Source organism: Lentiprolixibacter sp., from assembly GCF_982873095.1.
In genome coordinates, this window is the sequence record NZ_CEYNTP010000193.1 from 1 (window position 1) to 5,528 (window position 5,528).

The 5,528-nt window shown below is 46.1% G+C and carries 7 protein-coding genes; 2 read left to right on the top strand and 5 right to left on the bottom strand.

Features of this window, described 5'->3' with window-relative positions; translation table 11 throughout:
* Positions 1–571 (top strand): DHHA1 domain-containing protein (locus tag AC4E7D_RS11020; protein WP_490173848.1); only part of this gene is annotated, 571 nt, incomplete at its 5' end.
* Here AC4E7D_RS11020 and AC4E7D_RS11025 read toward each other — a convergent pair.
* The 5 genes from AC4E7D_RS11025 to AC4E7D_RS11045 form a co-directional block, all read right to left on the bottom strand.
* A complete protein-coding gene (locus tag AC4E7D_RS11025) occupies positions 564–1,331 on the bottom strand; it encodes a UDP-2,3-diacylglucosamine diphosphatase (RefSeq protein ID WP_490173854.1) in 768 nt (255 codons plus the stop codon). The two genes, AC4E7D_RS11020 and AC4E7D_RS11025, sit on opposite strands and share 8 nt — an antisense overlap.
* Before the next feature lie 29 nt (positions 1,332–1,360).
* Positions 1,361–1,813: a 6-pyruvoyl trahydropterin synthase family protein gene (locus tag AC4E7D_RS11030; protein ID WP_490173849.1), complete on the bottom strand. Its 453-nt coding sequence runs from the start codon at positions 1,811–1,813 to the stop codon at positions 1,361–1,363.
* A gap of 108 nt (positions 1,814–1,921) precedes the next feature.
* Positions 1,922–2,695, bottom strand: a complete 774-nt coding sequence (locus tag AC4E7D_RS11035; RefSeq protein ID WP_490173850.1) for an enoyl-CoA hydratase/isomerase family protein — start codon at positions 2,693–2,695, stop codon at positions 1,922–1,924.
* A gap of 20 nt (positions 2,696–2,715) precedes the next feature.
* The gene (locus AC4E7D_RS11040) at positions 2,716–4,050 is read right to left on the bottom strand and encodes an MATE family efflux transporter (protein ID WP_490173851.1); all 1,335 of its coding nucleotides are present in this window, start codon (positions 4,048–4,050) and stop codon (positions 2,716–2,718) included.
* An 11-nt stretch (positions 4,051–4,061) separates the two neighbouring features.
* Complete coding sequence (locus AC4E7D_RS11045; RefSeq protein WP_490173852.1) at positions 4,062–4,562, bottom strand: GNAT family N-acetyltransferase; 501 nt, start codon at positions 4,560–4,562, stop codon at positions 4,062–4,064.
* A 50-nt stretch (positions 4,563–4,612) separates the two neighbouring features.
* On the opposite strand from AC4E7D_RS11045, the gene AC4E7D_RS11050 reads away from it, so the two are divergent.
* Complete coding sequence (locus tag AC4E7D_RS11050; RefSeq protein ID WP_490173853.1) at positions 4,613–5,410, top strand: universal stress protein; 798 nt, start codon at positions 4,613–4,615, stop codon at positions 5,408–5,410.
* The last annotated feature ends 118 nt before the right edge of the window (positions 5,411–5,528 follow it).

Consider the following 5,528-nt stretch of genomic DNA (forward strand, 5'->3'; position numbering starts at 1 on the left):
AACATTGGTTTTCACGAAAAGTAATGGAAAATTAGCCGCTTCTGCCCGCTCTGTAAAGGGGTTTGACGTTTATCATGCTCTTGAGCAATGCGCAGATACCCTGGAGCAGTTCGGAGGACATAAATATGCAGCCGGGCTCACCCTAGCCGAAGACCGTTACCAGCAGTTTAAGGCTCGGTTCGAACAAGTGGTAGCTGAATCGATAGATCCGGATCTCCTTATCCCTGAGATTCTCATAGACGCCCCCATATCACTAACACAGATAAGCCCCAAGCTCCTAAGGATCCTCAAACAATTTGCACCCTTCGGCCCAGGGAATATGGCACCCCTTTTTATGGCAGACAATCTTCGGGATGTGGGTTTTGCAAAACGTGTTGGGGAAGACGGGAAACATTTACGACTTTCGATTACACAGGACGGGACGCTTCCGATAGGGGCCATCGGGTTCAATCTTGGAGAGAAATTGCCTTTGGTGAATGGGGACAAAACCTTTAGTGCTGTATTTGCAATAGAGGAGAATGTCTGGAATGGCAGGACCAGTATTCAGTTAAAACTGAAAGACATCAGGTAGCCGTTTCCTTGTAAGAAGAAAGCTGTAGTGCTTCACCGTTAAATTCGGCATAAGTGTAGTAGGTGATCCAATCCCCCAGGTTGATATAGGTAGCTTGTTCCCCTAAAGAAATTTCGAGGGGTAGATGCCTGTGGCCAAAAACAAAGTAATCATAGTGTTTTTCCTCAAGCTTTCGCTTTGCATATTGTACAAGCCACTCTTTGTCTTCCCCAAGGAAATGGATGTCCTCCTTGCCAGAAATGAGTTTGTTTTTGACTGAGAAGTACTGTGCTACCCGTACACCCCAGTCCGGGTGGATCCACCTGAAGCACCACTGTGCAAAGGGATTGGTAAATACTTTCTTCATCCTTTTGAATCCTTTGTCCCCGGGCCCGAGGCCATCCCCATGTCCTATAAAAAAACCTTTGTTATTAATTTGGAACTCCTGTGGGCTGTGGAATACTTCGATGTTGAGTTCTTCCTGGAAATAGCCCTTCATCCACATATCGTGATTCCCAACAAAAAAATACACGCTTATCCCGGAATCAGAAAGTTCTGCGAGTTTGCCAAGCGTCCTGGTGAACCCTTTGGGAACAACGGTTTTATACTCAAACCAGAAGTCAAACAAATCCCCAAGAAGAAAAATAACAGCGGCATCTTTTTTGACCTCATCCAGCCAGGAAACAAATATTTTCTCCCTGCCCAGGCTTAATTCACGTGAAGGTGCCCCCAGGTGGTTGTCACTGGCGAAGTATACTTTCTTGCCTTCAGGGATTCGGATGCTTTTCATGCCGTTACAAAGATAGGGAGCTAAGGGTTGTCACTGGCATACCATTCTGCATAGGCCGTACCCGTCTCCCGTAATTTAAGTGAATGCAGGCTTAGGTTCTCGGGGAGCCTCTTTTGTATACGGGCAGCAAAATCGATTACCATATTCTCGCTTGTCGGTTGATAATCTGCCAGGATCACTTTGTGCCCCCTGGATTCCAGTTCGCGGGCAAGTTCAAGATGTGGGGTATTCTTATTGAAAACGGTGGCATGGTCAAAAGGGTCAACCACCTCTTCCTTTACGATCTTTTTAAGGTCACCAAAATCAATAACCATCCCTAGCTTAACATGATTGGTATCAGATATCGGACTTCCCAAAACTGTAACGGACAGGTGATAACTGTGTCCGTGTACGTTCCTGCATTTTCCGTCATATCCGTACAAGGCGTGCCCGGTTTCAAAAGTAAATTCCTTTGTAATTCGAATCTTATCCATGCCTAATAATTACTGGAGCAACTGGCCAATTACCCGACAAAAATAACACAATCAGGGAAGTGTGTGGACGAAGGGTATAGTTTAAGGGTAAAAAGTCTGATAAAATCCCTATTTTTTCATTTTGATCTTTTCCAATACTGCCTTTGTTTCCGGGGAAAGCGCCAGCATACCAGACATTTCTGCCCGTTTTTTCAATAGAGCATCCCAGTTCTCGGTCCCCTCCCAAAGGACCTGCTTCATGGCCTGGAGCGCTGGGCGCTGATAGGAGGCGAGTTTGGCAGCAAAGAATTCTAATTCTTTGTCCATTTCCTTCATCCCGTCGTATACCTTTGAGAAAAGCCCCTTCTCCCTGCACCAATAGGCATTTTTCCATTCTATTGGGGATAAGGCCAGTTCTGCCAGTCCCCCCTTTCCAATTTTGCGTTCTACTGCAGGTGCAATAACCAACGGAGCTATTCCAATACTGATTTCGGAAAGCCTTACTGAAGCCTGTTCCGTGGCGAACACATAATCACAGGCGGCTATCAGTCCAACACCTCCTCCTACGGCCTTGCCCTGTACCCTGCCCAGGATGGGAATGGTGCAGGTACGCATAGCATTTATGACCTTTGCAAATCCTCCGAAAAACCGTTTTCCTTCTTCAATATTGGTGATTTGGAGCAATTCGTCAAAGGAAGCACCCGCACAGAAAGTGCGGTCTCCCTCAGATTTCAAAACAAGGAGGCGTACCTCTGGATTATCGGATATCTGAGTGATCTCCTTTGCTAGTCGGTCCAGCAATTCCATTACAAAAGAATTACCGGCAGGGTGGCCGAATTCCACATAAGCAACTCCCTGGTTTATCCTGGTATATAGACTCCCGTTAGGCCTGGTTGTTTCCATAGATGGACATTTCCTTAAAATTAGCCCTTTTGTAAATAGGGACGAAATTTTTGATTGAACTTCCACCAGAGGGCGCCTCCTCTGATCAGCATCCAAACCGTAATGGCTATCCAACTACCGTGCAAACCTAATTCCAGGGCTTTCCCCAGGAAAAGGGCAGGAATAAAGCCAGCAAATGTTGCCCAGAGCAATACGTTCCTCAGGAATCGCATCTCCCCTAAGCCTTTGAACAGTCCATCAAGGACAAAAGCTACGGCATTCATAGGCAAGGCCAGGATCACCAGGTAGAAAATGGAATAAAAGCTGTCTAAGACCTCCCCGTCATTTGAAAATAAACGGCCCAGTGGTTGGTATAGAAGAAAACCGGCGATTAACAGCACCCCGCTGACCAGCGCACCGTACAGGGAGATTTTCCTCATCAGTTTCCAGAGTCCCTGATAGTCTTTTGCTCCCAGTAATCGCCCTCCCATAATATTGCCAGCGGCCCCATATCCGTCAATGAAGAAAGCGGCAAATAACCAGAGGTTGATAGCGATGGTATGTGCACCGATATATCGGTCACCCAAAGCAGTTGCTTCCCGTACAGCAAGGATTAAAGTTAGGTTCAGGGCAACTGTTCTCACAAAGAGGTTGGCCGTCATCCCAACGAGGCGTAAAAATTCAGGGTTTAGAGGAAATTTGATCTTCAGGGAGATTTCCGTCTTGGAAAGTAAGAGGGAAATGGACATAATGGCCATTACCATTTGAGCTATAAGGCTGGCCCATGCAGCACCTTCCAGGTACATGGGTTCCAATACCCCTGATATCCCATACACCAGTAGAAAATCCAGCAGGATGTTCAATCCGGCACCAACAAGGGCGATCACCATGGGCCAATAGGTGTTTTGTAAGCCGCGGAAGATCCCCATCACTGCAAAAACAAATAGCGTAAGCGGGAATCCCCATACACGGATCTGGTAATAGGTAACGCAATAGGATAGAATCCGTCCCTGGGCGTTAAACAGCCGGAATATACCTTCAGCTGCAAAATAGGTGGAGAGGAGGATGATCAGACTCAGCCCGATATTGAAGTAAATCGCCTGTGCGGGCAGGGTGTGTACCGCTTTGAGCTTCCCCGCTCCAAGGTATTGTGAGATGATGGCGGAAATGGCACTCCTGGTCTGTCCCAATATCCAGATAAGCATAGACAGGAAAGAACCCACTATACCTACAGCAGCCAGGGATTCCACTCCGTACTCAGGGATGTTCCCCACTATGGCGGTATCTGTGATCGATAGCACAGGTTCTGCAATCCCGGCGATGGTCGCCGGAACAGCCAGGCGGTTTATGGTTTTGAAGCTAATTGCGGTTTTCAATTCCGGTGAGGTTAGAGGAGGAGTTCATAACAATAAAAGGGGTGCTCGCTTTGAAGGGGAAGATAAATATCTTCTAATCTAGTATAGCCTCTACTCACGTAAAAGGCCTGGTTCCTTTTGTTCTGGCTAAAGGTGTCCAGCCTGATGGAAGTATATCCGCCTTCCCTGGCCATGGATTCCGCGAAAGTCATAAGTTCCCTGGCATATCCCTTTCTTTGGTGCTCCGGGGCAATTGCCAGCCGGTGGACATATAGATTGTTCCCGCTGGGACTCATCCAGGAAACCGATATGTATTCCGGATCCATAATAGTGGTAAGTGCTATGATCCCTATAAGCTTTTCCCGTTTCCTGAGCACAAATAATTCCCCGCGCTCCACATCCCTCTTTAAAAGGGACTCGGAAGGATAGTGTTCGTTCCACTGGAAGATCCCCTGTGTTATTAAATATCGTCCACAGGCTCTGGTAAGATTAAGGATTTCAGGTAATTCCAGTAACTTTGCCTTTTGAATCATCAGGAGATTCTATATTAAACCGTAAATTTATAGTATTAATCACTAATCTTATGAAGAATATTCTCGTACCAGTAGGCACCTCGCCTTATGCCCATGAGACCCTGCAATATGCCGTGGACTTTGCACTTGAATTCGGATCACAGGTCTATGCCATGGATGTTTTTAATGTCACAGCCGGTGCGGGAAAACTGGTGAATGTTTCTGAGAAAGTAAAGGAAGTCAGTAAGGAACGCCTGAAAGAGATCATTGGCAGGGTGGATAGCAAAGGCGTTGATATAAAAATCGCCACGTACAATGGCGATTTGATAGACGGCCTCAAAGAAGTAGATGATGAACTGGGAATCGATTTAATTATCATTTCCCCAAGGAGTAATGATATAAAGGAAGAATTGTATTTAGGCCATTGTTCCGGGCGTATCGTAAAACGCACGGATATTCCCACGCTTATAGTGCCGAAAGGCAGTGTTTATAAACCCTACAAAAAGATCCTTACGGCCTTTAGATCAGGCATACTAAAGAAGAGAAGGATTTTAGAACCTTTGCGCGCTATCCAGAAAAAATTTGGTGCAACAATCAATTTGTTGTTGGTGAAAACACCTGGATATACAGAAGAAGACCTGCAAATCAATACGAACCTAATGGATCTGACTTCGCGTTTGACCATTACAGAGAATGCCACCACCTATTTGGGTATCATGGAACACATACAGGTAAAACAACCTGACCTGCTCTGCGTTTTCAGGAGGAAACGAGGAATATTCCAAAACCTTTGGGAGAAGAATACAATTCCCAAAGCGGAGTTTTCAGCACGCATACCAGTGCTGGTATTAAGTGTAAAAAAGGATTAGCACTTTAAAATCGCGGGCGGAATTTTGATACTTACCGAAAATGTATTTCCTTTGCCAATCCAAGAAATGGGGGATTAGCTCAGCTGGCTAGAGCGCTTGCATGGCATGCAAGAGGTCA

Excerpts from the sequence above, each read along its gene's own strand:
- AC4E7D_RS11045 (WP_490173852.1), bottom strand. The coding sequence starts at position 4,562 with ATGATTCAAAAGGCAAAGTTACTGGAATTACCTGAAATCCTTAATCTT.
- AC4E7D_RS11050 (WP_490173853.1), top strand. The coding sequence starts at position 4,613 with ATGAAGAATATTCTCGTACCAGTAGGCACCTCGCCTTATGCCCATGAG.
- AC4E7D_RS11030 (WP_490173849.1), bottom strand. The coding sequence starts at position 1,813 with ATGGATAAGATTCGAATTACAAAGGAATTTACTTTTGAAACCGGGCAC.
- AC4E7D_RS11035 (WP_490173850.1), bottom strand. The coding sequence starts at position 2,695 with ATGGAAACAACCAGGCCTAACGGGAGTCTATATACCAGGATAAACCAG.